The sequence below is a fragment of the Pseudomonas sp. TE3899 genome, from assembly GCF_056279105.1.
In genome coordinates this window covers 2,034,632-2,055,143 of record NZ_JBWBQR010000001.1, presented here as the reverse complement: position 1 = coordinate 2,055,143, position 20,512 = coordinate 2,034,632, and the positions used below count along the sequence as shown (strand labels likewise).

24 protein-coding genes and 1 pseudogene are annotated in these 20,512 nt (G+C 60.5%); 16 read left to right on the top strand and 9 right to left on the bottom strand.

The annotated features are described in order from the left end of the window. Positions 1-47: 47 nt before the first annotated feature. Entirely contained in the window at positions 48-1,421 is a 1,374-nt protein-coding gene (gene ppnN / locus ACZ89E_RS09085; protein ID WP_169370119.1) for a nucleotide 5'-monophosphate nucleosidase PpnN, read from the bottom strand. A gap of 217 nt (positions 1,422-1,638) precedes the next feature. Here ppnN and ACZ89E_RS09080 point away from each other — a divergent pair, with 217 nt between their 5' ends. Beyond that, positions 1,639-2,166 carry a DUF3087 domain-containing protein gene (locus ACZ89E_RS09080; protein WP_149658352.1) on the top strand — a complete coding sequence of 176 codons (528 nt, stop codon included), beginning with the start codon at positions 1,639-1,641 and terminating at the stop codon, positions 2,164-2,166. Between the two features lie 61 nt (positions 2,167-2,227). Further along, positions 2,228-3,805 (top strand): GGDEF domain-containing protein, encoded by a 1,578-nt coding sequence (locus ACZ89E_RS09075; RefSeq protein ID WP_476255421.1) that lies wholly within the window; start codon positions 2,228-2,230, stop codon positions 3,803-3,805. 120 nt (positions 3,806-3,925) lie between these two features. Here ACZ89E_RS09075 and ACZ89E_RS09070 read toward each other — a convergent pair whose 3' ends face one another. Beyond that, positions 3,926-4,309 (bottom strand): DUF2784 domain-containing protein, encoded by a 384-nt coding sequence (locus ACZ89E_RS09070; RefSeq protein WP_476255420.1) that lies wholly within the window; start codon positions 4,307-4,309, stop codon positions 3,926-3,928. A 161-nt stretch (positions 4,310-4,470) separates the two neighbouring features. Here ACZ89E_RS09070 and ACZ89E_RS09065 point away from each other — a divergent pair, with 161 nt between their 5' ends. From ACZ89E_RS09065 to ACZ89E_RS09055, 3 genes are all read left to right on the top strand, one after another. Continuing rightward, positions 4,471-5,169: an AzlC family ABC transporter permease gene (locus ACZ89E_RS09065; RefSeq protein ID WP_149658349.1), complete on the top strand. Its 699-nt coding sequence runs from the start codon at positions 4,471-4,473 to the stop codon at positions 5,167-5,169. After that, positions 5,166-5,480: an AzlD domain-containing protein gene (locus tag ACZ89E_RS09060; RefSeq protein ID WP_149658348.1), complete on the top strand. Its 315-nt coding sequence runs from the start codon at positions 5,166-5,168 to the stop codon at positions 5,478-5,480. Before ACZ89E_RS09065 ends, ACZ89E_RS09060 begins: the two co-directional genes overlap by 4 nt. A gap of 61 nt (positions 5,481-5,541) precedes the next feature. Continuing rightward, positions 5,542-5,700 carry a hypothetical protein gene (locus ACZ89E_RS09055; RefSeq protein WP_178129064.1) on the top strand — a complete coding sequence of 53 codons (159 nt, stop codon included), beginning with the start codon at positions 5,542-5,544 and terminating at the stop codon, positions 5,698-5,700. Positions 5,701-5,785: 85 nt separating this feature from the next. Here ACZ89E_RS09055 and ACZ89E_RS09050 read toward each other — a convergent pair whose 3' ends face one another. From ACZ89E_RS09050 to ACZ89E_RS09025, 6 genes are all read right to left on the bottom strand, one after another. After that, entirely contained in the window at positions 5,786-6,013 is a 228-nt protein-coding gene (locus ACZ89E_RS09050; RefSeq protein ID WP_149658347.1) for a DUF6555 family protein, read from the bottom strand. A 190-nt stretch (positions 6,014-6,203) separates the two neighbouring features. Beyond that, the gene (locus ACZ89E_RS09045) at positions 6,204-6,476 is read right to left on the bottom strand and encodes a hypothetical protein (RefSeq protein WP_149658346.1); all 273 of its coding nucleotides are present in this window, start codon (positions 6,474-6,476) and stop codon (positions 6,204-6,206) included. A gap of 274 nt (positions 6,477-6,750) precedes the next feature. Then, on the bottom strand, positions 6,751-7,431 hold the full coding sequence (locus ACZ89E_RS09040) for an SOS response-associated peptidase family protein (protein WP_476255419.1): 681 nt from the start codon (positions 7,429-7,431) through the stop codon (positions 6,751-6,753). Between the two features lie 29 nt (positions 7,432-7,460). Then, positions 7,461-8,174, bottom strand: coding sequence for an ABC transporter ATP-binding protein (locus tag ACZ89E_RS09035; RefSeq protein WP_476255418.1), 714 nt, complete (start codon positions 8,172-8,174; stop codon positions 7,461-7,463). 3 nt (positions 8,175-8,177) lie between these two features. Beyond that, complete coding sequence (locus ACZ89E_RS09030) at positions 8,178-9,014, bottom strand: ABC transporter permease (protein ID WP_463260422.1); 837 nt, start codon at positions 9,012-9,014, stop codon at positions 8,178-8,180. Positions 9,015-9,131: 117 nt separating this feature from the next. Beyond that, complete coding sequence (locus ACZ89E_RS09025) at positions 9,132-10,118, bottom strand: aliphatic sulfonate ABC transporter substrate-binding protein (RefSeq protein WP_476255417.1); 987 nt, start codon at positions 10,116-10,118, stop codon at positions 9,132-9,134. Between the two features lie 214 nt (positions 10,119-10,332). On the opposite strand from ACZ89E_RS09025, the pseudogene ACZ89E_RS09020 reads away from it, so the two are divergent. From ACZ89E_RS09020 to ACZ89E_RS09010, 3 genes and pseudogenes are all read left to right on the top strand, one after another. After that, positions 10,333-10,502, top strand: a pseudogene (locus ACZ89E_RS09020) (ABC transporter substrate-binding protein); the annotation flags it as partial. Positions 10,503-10,642: 140 nt separating this feature from the next. Continuing rightward, a complete protein-coding gene (locus ACZ89E_RS09015) occupies positions 10,643-11,542 on the top strand; it encodes a polysaccharide deacetylase family protein (protein ID WP_476255416.1) in 900 nt (299 codons plus the stop codon). A gap of 119 nt (positions 11,543-11,661) precedes the next feature. After that, positions 11,662-11,904, top strand: coding sequence for a DUF1652 domain-containing protein (locus tag ACZ89E_RS09010; protein WP_149658340.1), 243 nt, complete (start codon positions 11,662-11,664; stop codon positions 11,902-11,904). A gap of 65 nt (positions 11,905-11,969) precedes the next feature. Here the strand turns inward: ACZ89E_RS09010 and ACZ89E_RS09005 are convergent, their stop codons facing one another. Further along, entirely contained in the window at positions 11,970-12,854 is an 885-nt protein-coding gene (locus ACZ89E_RS09005; protein ID WP_149658339.1) for a LysR family transcriptional regulator, read from the bottom strand. 127 nt (positions 12,855-12,981) lie between these two features. Between ACZ89E_RS09005 and ACZ89E_RS09000 the strand changes: the two genes are divergently transcribed. The 8 genes from ACZ89E_RS09000 (at position 12,982) to ACZ89E_RS08965 (ending at position 20,508) form a co-directional block, all read left to right on the top strand. After that, entirely contained in the window at positions 12,982-14,130 is a 1,149-nt protein-coding gene (locus ACZ89E_RS09000) for a muconate cycloisomerase family protein (protein ID WP_476255415.1), read from the top strand. A 10-nt stretch (positions 14,131-14,140) separates the two neighbouring features. Further along, positions 14,141-14,431 carry a muconolactone Delta-isomerase gene (gene catC, locus ACZ89E_RS08995; RefSeq protein WP_149658337.1) on the top strand — a complete coding sequence of 97 codons (291 nt, stop codon included), beginning with the start codon at positions 14,141-14,143 and terminating at the stop codon, positions 14,429-14,431. A gap of 51 nt (positions 14,432-14,482) precedes the next feature. Next, positions 14,483-15,412, top strand: coding sequence for a catechol 1,2-dioxygenase (gene catA, locus ACZ89E_RS08990; RefSeq protein ID WP_476255414.1), 930 nt, complete (start codon positions 14,483-14,485; stop codon positions 15,410-15,412). Positions 15,413-15,533: 121 nt separating this feature from the next. Beyond that, positions 15,534-16,493: an AraC family transcriptional regulator gene (locus ACZ89E_RS08985; RefSeq protein WP_476255413.1), complete on the top strand. Its 960-nt coding sequence runs from the start codon at positions 15,534-15,536 to the stop codon at positions 16,491-16,493. Positions 16,494-16,727: 234 nt separating this feature from the next. Further along, complete coding sequence (benA, locus tag ACZ89E_RS08980; protein ID WP_149658334.1) at positions 16,728-18,092, top strand: benzoate 1,2-dioxygenase large subunit; 1,365 nt, start codon at positions 16,728-16,730, stop codon at positions 18,090-18,092. Continuing rightward, on the top strand, positions 18,089-18,577 hold the full coding sequence (gene benB, locus ACZ89E_RS08975) for a benzoate 1,2-dioxygenase small subunit (RefSeq protein ID WP_149658333.1): 489 nt from the start codon (positions 18,089-18,091) through the stop codon (positions 18,575-18,577). The genes benA and benB overlap by 4 nt, the downstream gene beginning before the upstream one ends. A gap of 10 nt (positions 18,578-18,587) precedes the next feature. Further along, on the top strand, positions 18,588-19,601 hold the full coding sequence (gene benC / locus ACZ89E_RS08970) for a benzoate 1,2-dioxygenase electron transfer component BenC (RefSeq protein ID WP_463260428.1): 1,014 nt from the start codon (positions 18,588-18,590) through the stop codon (positions 19,599-19,601). A gap of 133 nt (positions 19,602-19,734) precedes the next feature. Next, complete coding sequence (locus ACZ89E_RS08965; RefSeq protein WP_463260429.1) at positions 19,735-20,508, top strand: 1,6-dihydroxycyclohexa-2,4-diene-1-carboxylate dehydrogenase; 774 nt, start codon at positions 19,735-19,737, stop codon at positions 20,506-20,508. Positions 20,509-20,512 lie beyond the last annotated feature (4 nt).

Below are 20,512 nucleotides of genomic sequence, written 5' to 3'. Positions count from 1 at the left end.
CACGCAGAGCGTGGGAACGATCAACGTTACGGTTTACATCAGGTTAATCACGCAACTACTTGATAACACGGCACATAGGCCGCGCCGCCCGGCAGTTTCATCCGGTGCTGGGCGACGAAGGCCTTGAGCAGTTGATCCAGCGGTTGCATCACCGCTGCGTCGCCACGGATCTGGTATGGCCCGTGTTCTTCGATCAGGCGGATGCCCTTGTCCTTGACGTTGCCGGCGACGATGCCGGAGAACGCGCGGCGCAGGTTGGCCGCCAGTTCGTGGGCCGGCAGGCTGCGGCTCAGTTGCAGGCTGGCCATGTTTTCATGGGTCGGGTCGAATGGGCGCTGGAAGCCTTCGTCGATCTTCAACAGCCAGTTGAAGTGGAACGCGTCGTTGCGCTCGCGGCGGAACTGCTTGACCTCTTTGAGCCCGGCCGTCATGTGCCGCGCCACTTCCGCCGGGTCGTCGATGATGATGGTGTAGTGCTGTTTCGCGGCGTCACCCAGGGTGGCGCCGACGAAGGCGTCCAGTTGTTCCAGGTACGGCGCCGCATGTTTCGGCCCGGTCAGGACCACCGGGAACGGCAGGCCTTTGTTGTCCGGGTGCATCAGAATGCCCAGCAGGTACAGGAACTCTTCGGCGGTACCGGCGCCGCCCGGGAAGATGATGATGCCGTGGCCGACGCGGACGAAGGCTTCCAGGCGTTTTTCGATGTCCGGCAGGATCACCAATTCATTGACGATCGGGTTCGGCGCTTCGGCCGCGATGATCCCCGGCTCGGTCAGGCCCAGGTAACGGCCGCCGTGGATGCGCTGCTTGGCGTGGGCAATGGTCGCGCCTTTCATCGGGCCTTTCATCACGCCGGGGCCGCAACCGGTGCAGATGTCCAGGCTACGCAGGCCCAGTTCGTGGCCGACTTTCTTGGTGTATTTGTATTCTTCGGTGTTGATCGAGTGGCCACCCCAGCACACCACGATCTTCGGCTCCACGCCAGGGCGCAGGGTGCGGGCGTTGCGCAGCAGGTGGAAGACGTAGTCGCTGATGCCTTGCGAGGTGCTCAGGTCGATGCGCTGGGCGTCGAGTTCGTTTTCGGTGTAGACGATGTCGCGCAGGGCGCTGAACAGCATTTCCCGGGTGCTGGCGATCATTTCGCCGTCGACGAAGGCGTCGGCCGGGGCGTTCAGCAGTTCCAGGCGTACGCCACGGTCCTGTTGGTGAATGCGGATTTCGAAGTCCTTGTAGGCTTCGAGGATGGTCTTGGCGTTATCAACGTGGGCGCCGGTGTTGAGGATGGCCAGGGCGCATTGGCGGAACAGGGTGTAGGTGCTGCCGGAACCGGCTTCGCTCAATTGCTGAACTTCACGTTGGGACAGGGTTTCCAGGCTGCCTTTAGGGCTGACCGAGGCATTGATTACTTGACGTTGGGACATTCAATGATCCTTAAAACGATGCCATTCATACAGGAGGAGCGATTGGCATCCGAATAATATGTATCCATGAAAGAAGATGGCACGAACTGCGCAGTCTCGCCATGTTCCCCGTTTGACGATGGAAAGATGAAAAGGAGCCCCAGCATAGCTAAATCCCCCGCAGAGGCGATAATGCCCCGCACTCTTTTCGCTCACTGATTCAAGGACGCTAGCCACTATGTTCGAAATCCAGCCGATGAATGCCGAAACCTTTCGTCGTCAGACCCGGCGCAGCACGGTGATCATCGCCCTGATTTTCCTGGCGCTGGCGATGGTGCTGTCGACGGCGGCGGTGGCGCTGTTCGGTGAGCCGGGCGGCGACAACCTGCGCTTTAACGTCGGCGGCGTGTTTGTCGCGGTGCTGCTGATGGCGGCGCTGATGCGTGGCCGGTTCTGGCACGAGGCGTGGATGGCACCGGCCGTATACGGCTGGCGGCTCAAGCGCAGCCTGATGAGCGTGACCAATGTCATGCATCAGGTGACGGCGGCGGTTGAGAAGGATGATCCGGACGCCATGAAGCTGCTGCGTTTCTATCACCTGGGGCTGCACCAGATGCATGAACTGGACGCCAACTCCAGCGACCACAGCCAGTTGGTTCGCGAGATGGACCGGCACAAGGAGCGAATGGAAGCCCTGGGCCTCGACACTGACCAGACCCGACTGGATCCGGCCTGGCTGGAGGCGCTGAAGCAGACCCGGCGGTAATGGCTATAGTGTCGTCAGCGATCAGGAAGCATCGCCTTTTTATAAGAATGCAGGGAATGTCATGGGACAACCGTCCGTAAAAGTTCGTATCGAAGCCCTTCAGTCCACGCCGTCGATATCGGCCGAGCAGGTCGAGGCGAAGCTCAAGGTGCGTTATGCCGTGGTGCTGCTGGTGGCGGTGTGCCTGTCCATGGCGGCGATTGCGATCTGGGAGGCCTGGAACTCGCGGCAGTACCACTTGCATGACAAGGAAGTGGCGATGTCCAACCTGGCGCAGACCCTGGCGGCCGAGGCGCAGTCGACGGTCAAGCAGGCCGACACGTTGCTCTTTTCCCTGGTGGACCGTCTCGAAAATGACGGTGTGGGGCCGGCGCAACTGCCGCGACTGCAACGTTTGCTCAGTGCCCAGCGCCAGGAATTGACGCAACTGCATGGCTTGTTCATCTTCGATGAAAACGGCCACTGGCTGGCCAACTCCAATGGCGCCAATGTGCCGGACGCCAATAACTCTGACCGCGAATACTTCATCTTCCATCGCGACCATCCCGACCGTGGCCCGCATATCGGCCCGTCGATCAAGAGCCGCTCGACCGATGAATGGATCATGACCGTGTCGCGCAGGCTCAATCATCCCGACGGCCGTTTCGCCGGCGTGGCGGTGGCGACGATTTATCTCACGCACTTCCTGTCGCTGTACGACAGCATCGACATGGGCCAAAACGGTGCCATCAACCTGATGGCCGACAACGGCACGATCATCGTGCGTCGCCCCTTCCGGGAAACCGACATCGGCACCAGTGTCGCCAATGGGCCGTTGTTTACCCAACTGCTGCCCCATGCCAGTTTCGGCACGGCGACCATCAAGTCGGTGGTCGATGGTGTCGAACGGGTCTTGGGTTTCCGCCGGGTCAGCGGCTATCCGATGGTGGTGTCCGCCGCCCTGAACAAGCAAGAGGTGCTGGGCGCCTGGCGCCAGGAGTCGTTGAACACGGCGGCAATTGTCACGTTGCTGTTGAGCTTTCTCGGCGCGCTCGGTTACCGGCTGATTCGCGTGATGCGCCAGCAGAATCACATTCAAAGCGAGTTGCTCGGCGCCCAGGAAAAACTCCTGGAGGTCAATCGCAGCCTGGAGCTGCTGGCCCTGGAAGATGCGCTGACCGGGCTGGCCAATCGACGTCAGTTCGATATTTTCATGGTGGCGGAGATGGGCCGCGCCCGGCGCAGCCAGAACGGGTTGGCGTTGCTGATGATCGATGTCGATCACTTCAAACTGTTCAATGATCACTACGGGCATGTGGCGGGCGATGTGTGCTTGCGCAAGATCAGCGCGATCATCACCGAAAACATCAACCGCCCCGGCGACCTCGCGGTGCGTTATGGCGGCGAAGAGTTTGCCGTGGTGTTGCCCGGCACTGACTATGTCGGTGCCTTCCTGGTGGCGGAGAAAATCCGCCGTGCGGTACAGCTGGCGGGCATCGAGCACAGTGAAAGTGCCGAAGGCATGGTGACGGTCAGCCTGGGTGTCTGCGCCTACGACCCGGCCTCGCAAGCCACGCCTGACGACCTGGTCGGTGCGGCGGACAAGGCGTTATACGTGGCCAAGGCCAGTGGTCGGAATATGAGCGTGATTGCCAACTGAGATCGGGCAAAGCAGTGACGGCAGAACCGTAGGAGCAAAGCTTGCTCGCGATGCGGCCACTGCGGTCTGCCTGGGGATCCATGTTGACCGTGCCAGCGCCATCGCGGGCAAGCCTTGCTCCTACAAGGACGGTGTCGTTCGACGCAATCTCCACAAGCGTATCAACCGCACATACACCACCACGTTAATCGCCAGAACCACGCTGCCCAGCGCCAGTTGAATCGTCGGGGTCAGCCCGGCCGGATAGATGACCGGCAACACGTAATGTTCGATGAAACCGCCACCATAAACCGTTTGCCCAGCCGCCTCGCGCATCAGGTTTTCCCAATAGGTCAGCGGGCAGGTCAGGTGAAAGACTTCCACGATCACGCCCCACGTAGCGGCGGGTACGTGCCACCAGATCAGCGGGCGCCATTTGAGCACCAGCAGCCCGCCGAACAGCACGAACAGAATGAACAACAAGTGAAACAGCACCAGCCCGTCGGCGGCGATTCGGTAAAGCATGTCGACTCCCTGACTCTTCAAGTGAATGGCGCCATGTTACTCGGGCCGGTGGCCTGCGCTCCATCAATTCAGAGTGGGCGCCACAAGTGCGCAAGATTGTTCAAGCCTTCGGCCGCGTCTGCTGGCACAGTCGGCGGTCTTTCCCCAGGTTGTAGAGCGTTATGTCGAACTCACTCATGCCGCGCAGCGCCTTTTTGCGTGGCGCGGCGGCGATCATGCCGTTGTCCCTGGCCACCGCGCCGTGGGGGCTGTTGGCCGGCTCCATGGCCATCGAGGCCAACCTCACGCCGCTGCAAGGCCAGGGCTTGTCGAGCATCGTGTTTGCCGGTGCCGCGCAACTGGTGGCCATCGGCATGCTCAAGGGCGGTGCCGGGGTCTTTTCGATTCTGCTGACCACGTTGCTGCTGACCTCCCAGCACTTGCTGTACGGGATGAGCATGCGTTCGGTGATTTCACCGTTGCCGGGTCGCTGGCGGGTGGGCTTGGGCTTTCTGCTCACCGATGAGCTGTTCGCCCTGACCAGCCAGCACGACAAGCAACAGTTCAATCGCTGGTACGCCCTGGGCGTGGGGTTGACGTTCTACATCGCCTGGAACCTGTTCACCCTGGCCGGCATCGTCCTGGGCAGCAGCATTCCGGGGCTGGAGCATCTGGGCCTGGACTTCTCCATCGCCGCGACCTTCATCGCCCTGATCACCCCGGTGGTGCGCAATGTGCCGACGGTGGTGTGCGTGGCGGTGTCGCTGTTCTGTTCGGTGCTGTTCAGCTATTGGCAATGGGGCTCGGCCCTGGTGCTGTCGGGGCTGGCGGGCATGACCGCCGGGTTTATCTGCAACAAGCTGTATCGGGAGCACACATGATCGTTTGGGCAGTGATTATCGGCATGGGCGTGTTGGTGTTTTTGAACCGCTATGTGTTCCTCGAACCGCGCTTGCCGGTGCGGTTGAGCAGCAATGCGCGGCAATTTCTCGGGTTCGCGGTGCCGGGCATGCTCACGGCGATCTGCGGGCCGATTGTGTTCATGCCCGACAAACAATTGAACCTGCAATGGGACAACCCGTACCTGCTCAGCTCGCTAGTGGCGGTGGGGCTGGTGATCTACACGCGCAGTACGTTGCTCAGCATGCTGTTGAGCATGGGCTTCTTCTTTTTGCTGCGCTGGTGGCTGTGAGCCGGGCGGGCGGAATTGTTCTACGCTTGAAGTTGATTTCCCTTCAGGAAGAGAGGTGGACATGACAACCGAACCCAAGCAGCCGGACATGGATGAAGACGCGGACGAACCGAGCGAAGAAGAGATCAAGCGGCAACGGCGTTCAACGCCGGACTGGAAGCATCCGGATGATGGCAAGGAATTGTCTGATCGGGATGTGGAGAGGCCGCTAAAACCTTAAGAAAGCTCAAAAGATCGCAGCCTTCGGCAGCCCCTACGCAATGGTGGGGGCCGACGAAGGCTGCGATCTTTTTTGCACCGATGCTTTAAATCGCCTCATTCCAGCGAATCTGCGTAATACCTAATTGCTGAGCTTTATCGCGCGCCGTTTCGAGGCTCGCGTGGGAGGCAATCTTGCGTTCTGATTCGGGATAAGCATGAGCAGAAGCCGAATGGATGGCTTCCACATCGGAAAACCCCACCGCCAATTTGAAAAAGTGTTGTCGCACACCGTCAAGCAGGTAATGCACGGCATAAGGGACAAGTTCGCTCATGTATTCCTTTTTGGAGCCAGCCAGGCCATCGGCTTAGTCGTTGAGCGGGAATTCAGAGAGATCTGCGGTGCCAGCGTCATGCAGAAATAGGGGCGCCTGAAAAACAAGAGGCCAGGTCGGCCTCATTGTTCAGAGTGTTTGCAGGGCGGGTTCGTTCAGTTCTTCTGCCGTATGACCCGCCAGCGAGGCTTCAGGCGTCTTCCAAATGAGGGAAGTCGGGGTGGGCGGCGCGATAACCGAGGGTCTTGTCGATCCAGGCGTTGACTTCATTGACCATCACCGGCGGCTTGCCCGGATAGCTTTGCAGCGTGGCGCGCAGAATGCGTTCGATATTGACGACCGCGTGCAGGTTTCGAGTCTTTATGTAATTGCCGATAAAGCAGTTGAGTTGCAAGTGTTCTGTCATTGACAGATAGACACAGTCCAGCCCATCGACTTGTTTGATTGCAAAATCGTCGCGCAACTTATTTCTCTGCAAAGTGTGTAAAAGTTGTAGGGATTTCCTGAGGTTGTTGACTCTTCGGTCAACCGGGCATGCTTATGGAAATGCGGCGCGCATGCTATCTGTAGTCCTGTTAAATGTATGTATGACGGTTGGAATGTCAGACCGGCGGTTGTGCGTCAATTGGCCGCGAATATATAAGTGTCTCGCGCTTGAAACACTGAATGTAACGTTTGAGCGTCTGGGTTATATAGGCAACTTTTTAGTAAGGGAATTAAAAGACGCTGGATAACCCTCAAGGCACCTCGTCAATCAACGTTGCGCCCTGGTTTCGAACATTACCCACCGCTTTGCCGACCCTGTGCCACTGAAAACGGTCGCTGGTTTCACCTTGCCACAACACCATCTGTTCGGCGCGCTCCCTGGGCGTCGCCGGGTCGAGCCATTCCCGCGCCAGCTCCGCCGACAACACGACCGGTCGCCGGTCGTGGACGTCAAGCAGGCCGCCCTCAGCGTCGGCGGTAATGATCACAAAACCGTCGTCGCCCCGAGGCTCGGCACCGGCGGCCGGGAACTGGCCGATCGCCGCGCAGTAAATCGGCGTGTGGTCGCGGTGGCGAATCAGCCACGGCTGGCGCGTCGAATCCCCGGCATCGACCCATTCAAACCAGTTGTCGATCGGGCAAATGGAGCGGTGCGGCCAGATCGCCCGGAAGAACGGGCCGTGGGCGACTTTCTCGACCCGGGCGTTAATCGGCGCCGCGCGATCCTTCGCCCAGTGCGGCCGCCAACCCCAGCGCACGTTGTCGGCATGCAACCCGTCGTTTTGCAGGTGAAACAGCGCCAGTTGGGTGGTCGGCGCGGCGTTATAACGGGCCAGCGGTTCATCGCCGACGTGGTTGATCAACGCGTCGGGGATGCTCAACACCGCCACGAAATCGTGAATGCCCCGGTACTGCGACAGGCGTCCGCACATCGACTGAACCTCCCAGTGGAGATTTCAGCTTAGATGACATGGGCGCGCTGCAACTCGGTCAGCGACAAGGCTTTGAGCTGCGCCAGCAGCGGATCGCGACGATCGCGGGGATGGGCCAGGTCCACGGCCAATTCCTGACGAATGCTGCTGGGCCGATTGTCCATCACCAACACCCGGTCGCTCAGGTACAACGCTTCGTCGACATCGTGGGTCACCAGCAGCAGGGCGATGGCGTGGCGCTCGGCCAGTTGCAACAGCAGGTCCTGGAGTTTCATCCGGGTGAAGGCGTCCACCGCGCTGAACGGTTCGTCCAGCAACAACACGTGCGGGCGCGAATACAGCCCGCGCGCGATGGCCACCCGTTGCGCCATGCCACCAGACAAGGCCTTGGGCAGCGCCTGGGCGAAACCGCCGAGGCCGACTTCTTCGATCAGTTGCGCGACCCAGGCCTTGTCGTAATGGCTGTCGGCGCTGAAACCGATGTTCTGCTCCACCGTCAGCCACGGCATCAGGCGCGGTTCCTGAAACACGAACGCCACTTCACCGGTGTTGTTTTTCAACTCGCCCTGAAAGTCCTTTTCCAGCCCGGCGACGATCCGCAGCAAGGTGCTTTTGCCGCAACCGCTGGGGCCGAGCAGGCTGACGGTTTCCCGGGCTTTCAATTGCAGGTGGATGTTCTTCAGCACGGTGGTGCTGGCGAAGGTTTTACGCTCCACGCGGATGTCCAGCAGGTGTTCGGTCATGCCTCAATCCTCCGCGCTTTGGCCGTTGAAGGTGTCGCGCCAGGCCAGGAAACGTGTCTCCAGGCTGGCGAGGATGCCGTCGCTGAGTTTGCCCAGCACCGCCAACACGATGATCGCGGCGAGCACGATGTCCGGGCGCGAGGTTTCGCGGCCGTCGCTGAGCAAATAACCGAGGCCTTTGGTCGCGGCGATCAGTTCGGCGGCCACCAGGAACATCCAGGCCAGGCTCATGCCGCTGCGCAACCCGGTGAACAGGCCGGGCAGGGCGGCGGGCAGCAAAATCCGCCGTACCAGCCGCGCCCGGCTGAAGCCGTACATTTGCCCGACTTCCACCAGTTTGCGGTCGATGTCGCGGATCGCGGCGACGCCGTTGAGGTACACCGGGAAGAAGGCGCCGATGGCGATCAGGACAATCTTCGAGGTCTCGTCGATGCCCAGCCATAGCAGCAACAACGGCACCCAGGCCAGGCTCGGAATTGAACGCAGGCCGGCGAAGGTCGGCTCCAGATAAGCTTCGGCTTCGCGGCTCAAACCGACCCACGCGGCAAACACCAGGGCCAGGCTGGCGCCGATGGCGAAACCCAGCAGCACCCGCAACAGACTGGCGCTGATGTGTTTCCACAGCGCGCCTTCAGCCAAGTCGCGCAGGGTCAGGGCGACTTCGCTGGGGGCGGGCATTTGGTAGGAGGGGAGCCAGCCGATGCGCACGACCAGTTCCAGGATGAGGATGATCGCAATCGGTAGGGCCAGACCTTTGAGGCGCAGTTTCCAGGCGTTGTTCAGGCGTCGTGGTTCAGGTAGCGCCAAGTGCGCGGGGAGGTCTTTGCTTTTGCTGGTCATGGGGTTCTCCAGACAGATCACAGCCCCTTGTAGGAGCGAGGCTTGCCCGCGAAGGGGCCTTTGAAATCGCCAAAAGCTTCGCGGGCAAGCCTCGCTCCTACAGGGGGGCAGCGTTCTTTATTGACGGGCCACGGTCTCTTTGAAACCGGTGTCGATCAGTTGATCAATGACTTGATCGACGTTAACCCCTTTGCGCACCAACTCTTCCGACACCAGAATCGGCGCCGCAGCCTTGGACGCAATTACATCCTTGGCCGTCAATTGCGGACTGCTCAAATCAGTACGCGACAATTGCAGCTTCGCCACTTCCAGCGGCAAGCCCGATTCAGTGGCAAGCAACTTCGCCAGTTCTTCCGGGTTTTTAACCGCCCATTCCCGTGCCTGTTCATAGGCGTTGAGCACGCTTTCGATGGTTTTCGGGTGTTCCTTGGCGTAGCGGTCGGTGACGCTGACCACCCCGTAACTGTTGAAGTTGGTGTTGCGATAGAGCAACCGAGAACCGGCCTGGACCTGGCTCGCCGCCATGTGCGGATCGAGCCCGGCCCAAGCGTCGACATCACCTTTTTCCAACGCGGTGCGACCGTCCGGGTGCTGCAAATGCACCAGCTCCACATCGTCCTTGCTCAGCCCGGCCTGTTGCAGACTGCGCAGGGTGAACAGGTACGGGTCAGTGCCTTTGGTGGCGGCGATTTTCTTGCCTCTCAGGTCGGCCACGGTCTTGTAGGGCGAATCCTTGCGCACCACCAGCGCGGTCCATTCGGCGCGGCTGTAAACGTACACCGACTTGATCGGGCTGCCGTTGGCGCGACTCAACACCGCCGCGAGGCTGGCGGAGGAGGCGAAATCGACGCCGCCGCTGTTGAGGTATTCCAGCGAGCGGTTACTGCCCTGACTCAGCACCCAGCCGACCTTGGTCTGGGGCAGGGCTTTTTCCACGAAGCCGAAGTGCTTGAGCACCAGGCTGACCGGTGAGTAATAGGCGTAATCCAGATGCACTTCGGCCGGGGTGGTTTCGGCGGCCTGGGCCAGGGGTTGCAAACTCAGGGCGATGGCGACGGCGCTGATCAAGTGCCTGGCGTTGGGGAAACGGAAGAGAGAACTCATGGATGAAACTCCGGCAAGGCAACGGGATTCTTATGTCCTGATTAATGGTTTTTATGAATGCTTCCTGCATAAAAGGAATATTGCAGGCTCTGTGCCATGTGGCGGATTTCCACGGTTTCCGGGGCTTTGCGGGGCTTGGAGGGATCAATCGATGTACCCGACGAAACACTCTGTTGCGCCACTGTTGCTGGGCAAACACTGCGCTGTACCGGGCACGCGCCATTGGTTGCGCCAGACGCACATGACGGTCGGCCCGGGGGATCAGCAAGCTGCCGCGGATGTGCAGAGCACCGTGGACTTCCTGTTCAAGGTCAAGCATTGCCGACAGCCTTGGCCACGGCGCCGATCATCGATCACTCCTTTCAGCAGGCACTGACGCACTAATCCGTAAGCGCGTGAACCAAACAGTGTGTAACCTTATCCAACCTGAGCCCGCGGCCACCTGCGGGCCCATTGGAGGATCACCTGGCGAGGGGTTTTTGCCATTAACGTGATGACCGCAACGGTCTGGCCCAAGGCAAAACATGACGCAACTGTTCAAGGTTCTCTCGACGCTGGCCCTGGTTATCGGGTTGGCGGGCTGCATTGCGGCGCCTATCGAGATGACGCCGCAGACGCAACAACGCCTGCAAACCCAGGCACCGATCCGTTTCCTGCTGACCTTCGATGACGGCCCCAGCGCGTCGAGCTTCTGGAACCCGACCGACACCGTGCTCGACAGCCTCGCGCACAACGACATACAGCCGAATATCAAAGCGGTGTTCTTCGTCCAGACCGGCGCGCCACGGGCCGGCCACAGCGACATCGGGCGCCGGGTCATGCAGCGCGAGCACGCCGAAGGGCAGATCCTGGGCTTTCACACCGCCACCCACTCGCACACCAATCATCGTTCGCTGGACCCTGAAGAGTTGGAGCAGTCCCTGAGCAAAGGCAGTGCCGACATCGCCGCGATCACCGGCGCGCCGCCGACCCTGGTGCGTCCGCCGTTCTGGAATTACGACAAACGCACCTTCGCCGCCTATCAGCGCCACGGCATGCACGTGCTGCTGACCGACCTGAGCGCCAATGACGGCAAGATCTGGGGCTTCAACGCCAGCCCCCGACGCCGCGCGAACATGCTGCGCCAGTTGTCGGAAGTGCGCGAGCGCATCGCCAACGGTGAATTGCCTACGGTCGATGGGGTGATTCCGGTGGTGGTGACCTTCCACGACCTCAATCGCTACTCCGCCCGGCACGCCCGCGAATACCTGCAAATCCTGCTCGACAGCGCCCAGGCCACCGGGGTGAACACCGCGCCGAAGCCGTTTTACGACGATCAAGGGCAATTGCAGCGCGCGGCCATGGCCCGCACCGTCAGTGAAAGCGCGGAACCGGTGCAATTACCGGGGATCTGGAACTGGCTCTGGGACGGAGATTCCCACTGAATGCTCGCCAGAATGCGAAGCTGATCGCATTAATTGTGGGGGTTTGCGGGCGCAGATTGGTGAAAGCAGATCTATGCTGATCGGGTTGAATCCGATCAATCGCCATGGAGGCCCCCGTCATGGTTTCGATTCTTGATATTTGCCGCATTGTCGAGTCAGGTTTTGATCCGCTCTCGTGCAACTGCACGGTGAACCCCGACGGCTCATTGCGGATCAAGGTCTTCGACCCCGCGACCGGTCGGATCGACCTGTTGTTGCCCTATGTCTCGCCATCGCGCCTGACCTCGATTCGCGATATTTCCAACTTGATTGGCGAACTTCGCACCGAAATGCTCGCGGGGCGGCGGGCGTTTGCTGGCTGAAACCTGTAAACGCGTACAACACGACATTTGCAGACGTACACAACCCCTACAGTTGTGTTGCGGCACTAATCTCTCGGCAACAATTCATCAATCATCTGCAAACAATGATTCAACCCCGGTGACACATCGCCCACCCGTCGGCTCAAGATGATCGGCGAAGTGGCGTTGTCTTCCAGCAGTGGGGTGAAGCCGATGTCGTCGCGGTGCAGCAACTGCACCGAGGCCGGCACCAGGGTAACGCCGATGCCAGCACCGACCAGTCCAATTGCCGTTTGCAACTCGTTGGTCCATTGCGCCACATGGATGCTCACGCCATAGGACTCGAACAGTGCGATCACGTGGTCGGCGTAGCTCGGTCGCGGGTTGCCGGGGTAGAGCACGAACGGTTCCTTCGCCAGATCGCGCAGGCTGATCGGACCGGCCAGCAGCGGGTGGCCGGCGGGCAGGGCGGCGACCAGGCGATCTTCGGTCAACACGGTCTGGATGATCGCCGGGTCGTCGATGCGAATACGGCCGAAGCCCACGTCAATGCGCCCGGCCTTGAGCGCCTGCACCTGTTGCAGGGTGGTCATCTCCGACAGCCCCAGTTCCAGTTCCAGACGCTCGTGGTTGCGCAAGCGACGAATCAGTTCCGGCAACACGCCATAGAGCGTCGACGGCGCAAACCCGATGCCCAGCCAGGTCTTTTCGCCGAGGCCGATCCGCCGTGTGTTGTCGCAGACCTTGCCCAGTTGCTCCAGTAACGCGCTCGAATGCTCATGGAAAAACCGTCCGGCGTCGGTGAGCTTCAGCGGCCGACCGCGTTCCAGCAGTTGCACCCCAAGCTCATCTTCCAGTTGCTGGATCTGCCGGCTCAGGGGCGGCTGGGCGATGTGCAACTGCTCGGCGGCGCGGGTGAAGTTGAGCGTGCGAGCCACGACCTGAAAGTAACGCAGGTGACGCAGTTCCATGGAGCCTCCAGATGCGCATGGGTTGAATACCTTTAAGGTATCAAGCCAGACCAATTCTATATTGGCCGTCACTTTAAAGCCGTATGAGAATTCAGCCCAGAATTTAAAGAACCTGACGGGTATCGACATGCGTGCAACAGCCATTGAATCGATCGAGACGATCATCGTCGATCTGCCGACCATCCGCCCGCACAAGCTCGCCATGCACACCATGCAGAACCAGACGCTGGTGATCATCCGCGTGCGCTGCGCCGATGGCATCGAAGGTGTCGGCGAATCCACCACCATCGGTGGCCTGGCGTATGGCAATGAAAGCCCCGACAGCATCAAGACCAACATCGATCAACACTTCGCACCGTTGCTGCTGGGCCAGGACGGCGCCAACGTGAATGCGGCGATGTTGCGCCTGGAGCGCAGTATTCGCGGCAATACGTTTGCCAAATCAGGTATCGAAACCGCGTTGCTTGACGCCCAGGGCAAACGCCTCGGCCTGCCGGTCAGCGAGTTGTTGGGCGGCCGGGTTCGCGATGCGCTGCCGGTGGCCTGGACGTTGGCCAGTGGTGACACCGAGCAAGACATCGCCGAAGCGCAGAAAATGCTCGACCTGCGCCGCCACCGGATCTTCAAACTGAAAATCGGTGCCGGTGAGGTCAACCGCGACCTGGCCCATGTCATCGCGATCAAGAAAGCCCTGGGCGATCGCGCCAGTGTGCGGGTCGATGTCAATCAGGCCTGGGATGAAGCGGTTGCGCTGCGCGCTTGCCGGATTCTCGGCAGCAACGGCATCGACCTGATCGAACAGCCGATCTCGCGCAACAACCGCGCCGGCATGGCACGTCTGAATGCGATAAGCCCGGCGCCGATCATGGCCGACGAATCCATCGAATGCGTGGAAGACGCCTTCAACCTGGCGCGGGAGGGCGCCGCTTCGGTGTTCGCCCTGAAGATCGCCAAGAACGGCGGCCCCCGCGCCGTGCTGAGAACCGCCGCGATTGCCGAAGCGGCCGGCATCGGCCTCTACGGCGGCACCATGCTCGAAGGCGCCATTGGCACGCTGGCTTCGGCCCATGCCTTTATCACCCTGAACAAACTGGCCTGGGACACCGAGTTGTTCGGCCCGCTGCTGCTGACCGAAGACATTCTCAGCGAACCGCTGGTCTATCGCGATTTTGAACTGCACGTGCCGAATACACCGGGCCTGGGCTTGTGCCTGGATGAAGAACGCCTGGCGTTCTTCCGTCGCGACAAGACGTCCACCGCCATTTATCAAGCCTGAGGAGCGCATCATGCTGTTCCACGTAAAAATGACCGTGAACCTGCCACTCGACATGACCCCCGAACTCGCCACTCGACTCAAGGCCGACGAAAAAGCCCTGGCCCAGCGCCTGCAAGAGCAGGGCAAATGGCGCCACCTGTGGCGAATCGCCGGGCACTACGCCAACTACAGCGTGTTCGATGTCGACAGCGTTCAGGAACTGCACGACCTGCTGATGCAACTGCCGCTGTTTCCCTACATGGCCATCGAGATAGACCCGATGTGCCGGCATCCTTCTTCGATTCGCGAGGATGACCGCTGAGCCCCGCCAGCTCAGTTCGCTACGCTAATAACTACAAGATGAGGAACCCCCATGAACGTCAAGATTTCCCACACGGCCAGCGCCCAGAAGTTTCTCGAAGAGGCCAGCGGTCTGCTCAGCGAGGCTGGTGATCCGCGGGTCAAGGCGCTGGTGTATCGCATCCTGCGCGATTCGGTGAACATCATTGAAGACCTGTCCGTAACCCCGGAAGAGTTCTGGAAAGCGGTCAATTATCTGAACGTGCTGGGTGCGCGTCAGGAGGCGGGTTTGCTGGTGGCCGGGCTCGGTCTGGAGCATTACCTCGACCTGTTGATGGATGCCGAAGACGAGCAGGCCGGCAAGGCCGGTGGCACGCCACGGACCATCGAAGGGCCGCTGTATGTGGCCGGCGCGCCGCTGTCTGAAGGCGAGGCGCGACTTGATGACGGTGTCGATCCGGGCGTGGTGCTGTTCATGCAGGGCCAGGTGCGCAATACCGCTGGCGAACCGCTCTCCGGGGCCGTGGTGGATGTCTGGCACGCCAATACCGGCGGCACGTATTCGTATTTCGATACCGCGCAATCGGAGTTCAACCTGCGTCGGCGCATCGTCACTGACGCCGAGGGTCGTTATCGTTTTCGCAGCATCGTGCCGTCGGGTTATGGCTGCCCGCCGGACGGTCCGACCCAGCACCTGCTCGATCAACTGGGCCGCCATGGCCAGCGCCCGGCGCATATCCACTTCTTCATCTCGGCGCCGGATCATCGTCACCTGACGACCCAGATCAACCTGGATGGCGACCAATACCTGCACGACGACTTCGCCTACGCCACTCGCGATGAATTGATCGCCCACATCACCTTCAGCGACGATCAAAAAAGGGCGGCGGCCCACGGTGTCAGCGGCCGGTTTGCCGAAATCGACTTCGATTTCACCTTGCAGTCGTCCGCCCAGCCCGAGGAGCAACAGCGCCATGAGCGAGTTCGCGCACTTGAAGACTGAGTGCATCACTTAGCCGGCCCGGGCCACGAGATAACCGACCGTTTATCTCGTGGCCTTCTGCGTTGCGACCGGTGCCTTAGAATCGCCCGACGCAACCGATAACAACAATGAGAGTGACCCGATGATGCACGCGCAACTGTTGAGTCAGCGCAGCAGAATTTTCGACCACGCCGACCCTTACGCGGTGTCGGGCTACGTCAATCAGCACGTTGGCAACCATTGCATCTTGATGCCCCGTGTCGGCCGACCGCTGGCCAGCCTCGATCACCGCAAGTTCGCCAGCCTCGACCTGTGTCGCATCAGCTACGGCGCCAGCGTGCGGGTCACCTCCGGCGCGCTGGAAAGCATTTATCACCTGCAAGTGCTGCTGCGCGGCCACTGCCTGTGGCGCGGCCATGGCCAGGAACACTACTTCGAACCCGGCGAGTTGCTGCTGATCAATCCGGACGATCCGGTGGACCTGACCTATTCCGCCGATTGCGAAAAATTCATCCTCAAAGTCCCGACCCGTTTGCTGGAATCGGTGTGCGATGAGCAACGCTGGCGTTATCCGGGGCAGGGCGTGCGGTTTCTGGAGAACCGCTATCAGCTCGATCAACTGGAAGGTTTCGTCAACCTGCTGGCGATGATTTGCCAGGAGGCCGAAGCCACCGAGCAGATACCCAAGGTGCAGGAGCACTATGCGCAGATCATCGTCAGCAAGATGCTCAGCCTGATGAGCACCAACGTCAGTCGGGTCAGTCCTGGTTCGCCGTCGGCCACGTTCGAGGTGATCGCCGATTACATCGCGCGCAATCTCAAGCAGGAGATCGACAGCGAACAACTGGCGCGTCAGGCGCGGATGAGTGTGCGTTCGCTCTATGGTTTGTTCGAACGCAACGCCGGGGCCACGCCGAAAAACTACATCCGCCAGAAACGCCTGGAGCGCATCAACGCCTGCCTGAGCGACCCGACCTGCAACGTGCGTAACATCACCGAAGTGGCGATGGATTATGGCTTCCTGCACTTGGGACGGTTCTCCGACAGCTACCGCAAACAGTTCGGTGAACTGCCGTCCGACACCCTCAAGCGCCGGCACTAAACCGAGCGCCGAATGATCGTTCCCACGCTCTGCGTGGGAATGCAGCCCGGTACGCTCCGCGTCCCAAAAGGCCGAACGCGGAGCGTCCGTTGAGGCATTCCCACGCAGAGCGTGGGAACGATCAGGGTCAGGGGCTGCGCTAAACGGACAAAGGTCTGCACCCATCGGATAGTCCGCTTCACCCCCCCGTCCTAGCATGGCCCTGCCTGAATAAAAACAATGGAGGCGGCGGCCATGTCCCTGCGACCCGAATACCTTCACTCCCTGCTGGAAGACGACAAAGAACAGGGCATCTATCGCTGCAAGCGCGAGATGTTCACCGATCCGCGGTTGTTTGATCTGGAGATGAAACACATCTTCGAAGGCAACTGGCTGTATCTGGCCCACGAAAGCCAGATCCCCAACCTCAACGATTTCTACACCACCACCATGGGCCGCCAGTCGATCTTTATTGCGCGCAACAAGGCCGGTGAACTCAACGCCTTCATCAATGCCTGCAGCCATCGCGGCGCCATGCTCTGCCGGCACAAGACCGGCAACAAAAGCTCTTACACCTGTCCGTTCCACGGCTGGACCTTCAACAACTCCGGCAAGCTGCTCAAGGTCAAGGACCCGGCCGAAGCGGGTTATCCGGCGAGTTTCAACTGCGACGGCTCCCACGACCTGACCAAAGTCGCGCGGTTCGAGTCCTATCGCGGCTTCCTGTTCGGCAGCCTCAAGGCCGATGTGGTGCCACTGGTGGAACACCTGGGCGAGTCGGCAAAGATCATCGACATGATCGTCGACCAGTCCGCTGATGGCCTGCAAGTGCTGCGTGGTTCTTCCAGCTACATCTACGAAGGCAACTGGAAACTCACCGCCGAAAACGGTGCCGACGGCTACCACGTCAGTTCGGTGCACTGGAACTACGCGGCGACCCAGAACCAACGCAAACAGCGCGAGGCCGGTGACAGCAATCCGACCATGAGCGCGGGTACCTGGGCCAAGCAGGGCGGTGGTTTTTACTCGTTCGACAAGGGCCACATGCTGCTCTGGACCCGCTGGTCCAACCCCGAGGACCGTCCGCTGTACGAACGCCGCGACGAGTTGGCCCAGGACTTCGGCCAGGCCCGTGCAGACTGGATGATCGAGAACTCGCGCAACCTGTGCCTGTACCCGAACGTGTACCTGATGGATCAGTTCAGCTCGCAAATCCGCATCGCCCGGCCAATCTCGGTCAACCGCACAGAAATCACCATTTACTGCATCGCCCCCAAAGGTGAAAGCGATAGCGCGCGGTCGAGCCGGATTCGCCAATACGAGGATTTCTTCAACGTCAGCGGCATGGCGACGCCGGACGATCTGGAGGAGTTTCGCTCCTGCCAGACCGGTTATCAGGGCAGTGTCACCACCTGGAACGACATGTCCCGCGGCGCCGAACACTGGATCGAAGGCGCCGATGACGCGGCTCGGGAAATCGATCTGCACCCGTTGCTCAGCGGCGTGCGCACCGAGGACGAAGGCCTGTTCGTGCTGCAACACAAGTACTGGCAGCAAACCATGCTCAAGGCCCTGGCCGCTGAACAGTCCGAATTGATTGCAGTGGAGTCCGTGCAATGACCATCACCTACGAAGCCGTGCGCGATTTTCTCTACCGCGAAGCCCGTTACCTCGATGACAAGCAATGGGACGACTGGCTGGAACTGTACGCCGCCGACGCTTCCTTCTGGATGCCATCCTGGGATGACAACGACGAACTGACCGAAGACCCGCAGCGGGAGATCTCGCTGATCTGGTACGGCAGCCGTACCGGCCTGGAGGACCGCATATTCCGCATCAAGACCGAGCGCTCCAGCGCCAGCATTCCGGACACCCGCACCTCCCACAACCTCAGCAACATCGAGCTGCTGGAACACGCCGACGGCCTGTGCAAGGTGCGTTTCAACTGGCACACCCTGAGCTTTCGCTACAAGACCGTCGACAGCTATTTCGGCAGCAGTTTCTACACCTTGGACGTGCGCGGTGAAAACCCCCTGATCAAGGCCAAGAAAGTGATCCTGAAGAACGACTACGTTCGTCAGGTCATTGATATCTATCACTTGTGAGGCGGCCGTCATGACGCATTCCATTGCATTCAATTTCGAAGACGGCGTCACCCGTTTCATCGACGCCAACCCCGGTGAAACCGTGGCCGATGCCGCGTACCGCCAGGGCATCAATATTCCGCTGGACTGCCGCGACGGCGCCTGCGGCACCTGCAAATGTTTTGCCGAGGCCGGGCGTTACGACCTGGGCGAGGAGTACATCGAAGACGCCCTCAGCGCGGACGAAGCCGCACAAGGTTTTGTCCTGACCTGCCAGATGCGCGCCCAGAGCGATTGCGTGGTGCGGGTCCCGGTTTCCTCGGACGTCTGCCGTACCCGCCAGGCCAGTTTTGAAGCGACCATCAGCGCTGTTCGGCAGTTGTCCGACAGCACCATTGCGCTGTCGATCAAAGGTGAGGCCCTCAGCAAACTCGCTTTCCTGCCAGGGCAATACGTGAACCTTGGGGTTCCCGGCAGCGAGCAGACCCGTGCGTATTCCTTCAGCTCGTTGCAGCGCGATGGCGAGGTCAGTTTCCTGATTCGCAACGTGCCCGGCGGCCTGATGAGCAGCTTCCTCACCGGCATGGCCAAGGCCGGCGACAGCATGACCCTGGCTGGACCGTTGGGCAGTTTCTACCTAAGGGATATCCGCCGTCCGCTGTTGTTGCTGGCCGGTGGCACCGGTTTGGCACCGTTCACCGCGATGCTGGAAAAAATCGCCGAGCAGGGTAGCGAGCAACCGCTGCATCTGATCTACGGCGTGACCAACGACTTCGACCTGGTGGAGCTCGATCGGCTGGAAGCCTTCGCCGCGCGCATCCCGAATTTCAGCTTCAGCGCCTGCGTGGCCAACCCCGACAGCCAACATCCGCTCAAGGGCTATGTGACCCAGCACATCGAGCCGCGGCATCTGAACGACGGCGATGTCGACGTTTACCTGTGCGGCCCGCCGCCGATGGTCGAGGCGGTCAGCCACTACATTCGCGAACGAGGGATCGCCCCGGCGAATTTCTACTACGAGAAGTTTGCTGCCAGCGCGGCATAAAATTTTCTGCGGCGCCGCCCCCCGTAGGAGTCGCCGAAGTCTGCGATCTTTTGATCCTGATCTTAAAAAGCAACGTCAAAAGATCGCAGCCTTCGGCAGCTCCTGCGGGAGAGGGGGTTGTCATGAGGTGTGTATGAACAGATTTCACGAAAAAATCGTGTTGATTACCGGGGCTGCCCAAGGCATTGGACGGCGTGTCGCTGAGCGTATGGCGGCGGAGGGCGCGCGGTTGATTCTGGTTGATCGCTCCGAGCTGGTTTTCGAGTTACAACTGCAACTGGGGCAAGGCAGCCAGGTACTTGCGCTGACCGCCGACCTTGAGGATTACAGCGAATGCAGCCGAGTGATGAAAACCGCCGTCGAGCGCTTTGGCCGTCTGGATGTGCTGGTCAATAACGTCGGCGGGACGATCTGGACCAAGCCCTTCGAGCATTACGAAGTGCAACAGATCGAAGCTGAAGTGCGTCGCTCGCTGTTCCCGACGCTGTGGTGTTGCCATGCCGCGCTGCCGTTCATGCTGGAGCAAGGCAGTGGGGCCATCGTCAATGTTTCGTCCATTGCTACCCGCAGCGTCAATCGAGTGCCGTATGGCGCAGCGAAAGGCGGGGTCAATGCGCTGACTGCGTGCCTGGCATTCGAAACCGCCGGTCGCGGGGTCCGGGTCAATGCCACGGCACCGGGCGGCACTGAGGCACCGCCACGGGTGATCCCGCGTAACAATGTCGGGCAAAGCGCGCAGGAAAAGGTCTGGTATCAGCAGATTGTCGAGCAAACCCTCGACAGCAGTTGGATGAAACGCTACGGCACGCTGGATGAGCAGGCCAGCGCTATCCTGTTCCTGGCCAGCGACGAGGCTTCCTATATCACCGGCATGATCATGCCGGTGGGCGGTGGCGATCAGGGCTGAGGCC